2 protein-coding genes are annotated in these 1,525 nt (G+C 49.0%); one reads left to right on the forward strand and one right to left on the reverse strand.

The features are described 5' to 3' along the window. Window positions 1-427: thymidine kinase (locus tag AC1DUO_RS24885; RefSeq protein WP_477989331.1), on the forward strand; the 427-nt coding region annotated here is incomplete at its 5' end. A 112-nt stretch (window positions 428-539) separates the two neighbouring features. On the opposite strand, the gene AC1DUO_RS24890 is transcribed toward AC1DUO_RS24885, so the two are convergent. Further along, a partial coding sequence (locus AC1DUO_RS24890) for an iron-containing alcohol dehydrogenase (RefSeq protein ID WP_477989336.1) occupies window positions 540-1,525 on the reverse strand: 986 nt, incomplete at its 5' end.

Genomic DNA, 1,525 nt, shown 5'->3' on the forward strand with positions numbered 1-1,525 from the left:
TTACAACACAGAGACAGAACTCTTCAATCTGGTGGCTCAGGAGAACCGCACACAGCGTTTGAGTTGCGTTCTGATTGATGAGTGCCAGTTTCTCACCAAAGCTCAGGTATCGCAGCTGACGGACGTTGTGGACGATCTGGATGTGCCTGTACTTTGCTATGGTCTGAGAACGGATTTTCGTGGAGAACTTTTTGAGGGCAGTGAATATCTGCTGGCCTGGGCGGATAAACTGGTTGAGCTTAAAACCATCTGCCATTGTGGTCGCAAAGCCAACCGCAACCTGAGACTGGATGAGAACGGTAACGCCTTACATGATGGCGCACAGGTCGTTATTGGCGGTGATGAAAGTTATGTTTCGGTCTGCCGTAAGCATTACAAAGAAGCGATGGCTGCGTTTGATGGCAGGGATGAAAGTAAGACTCTCTAAGTCATGAGCGCTGACTAAGTTCGATGAGCCAGAGTTGAATGATAAATCGCGAATTCGGACCATAAAAAAACCCGCCTTTCAGCGGGTTTTTTACTATGAGTATCTCAGCAGATTATTTTTTGCTGGTTTTCTTTTCAGCTTTTGGCGCAGGAGCAGCAACTTCTTCTGCTACGTCTTCACTGTATTCACGGCCGTAGTAAGTATCCATCAGAATCTGTTTCAATTCGGCGATCAGCGGGTAACGTGGGTTAGCACCGGTACACTGGTCATCAAACGCATCTTCAGACAGTTTGTCTACTTTAGCCAGGAAGTCAGCTTCCTGAACACCAGCTTCACGAATAGAGGTTGGGATACCCAGTTCCGCTTTGATTTCATCTAACCAGGTCAGCAGTTTCTGGATTTTCTGCGCAGTACGGTCACCAGGAGCGCCCAGACCTAAATGGTCTGCAATTTCTGCGTAACGACGACGCGCTTGCGGACGGTCATACTGACTGAAAGCCGTCTGTTTCGTTGGGTTATCGTTGGCGTTATAACGGATAACGTTTGAAATCAGCATGGCGTTAGCCAGACCGTGCGGAATGTGGAACTCTGAACCCAGTTTGTGGGCCATTGAGTGACAAACCCCAAGGAAGGCGTTAGCAAACGCGATACCCGCGATAGTCGCCGCATTGTGAACACGTTCACGGGCAACCGGGTTTTTAGCGCCATCTTTGTAGCTGGCTGGCAGGTTTTCTTTCAGCAGTTTCAGTGCCTGCAGAGCCTGACCGTCGGAGTATTCGTTCGCCAGTACAGAAACATAAGCTTCCAGTGCGTGAGTGACGGCATCCAGACCACCGAAGGCACACAGTGATTTCGGCATGTTCATGACAAGATTGGCGTCAACGATAGCCATGTCAGGTGTCAGAGCATAGTCAGCCAGTGGGTATTTCTGGCCAGTCGCATCGTCAGTAACAACGGCAAATGGTGTAACTTCTGAACCAGTACCGGAAGTGGTCGTGACGGCGATCATTTTCGCTTTTACGCCCATTTTCGGGAATTTGTAGATACGTTTACGGATATCCATAAAACGCAGCGCCAAATCTTCGAACTGAGTATTCG

It is taken from the genome of Rahnella sp. P4_A8, from assembly GCF_056402435.1.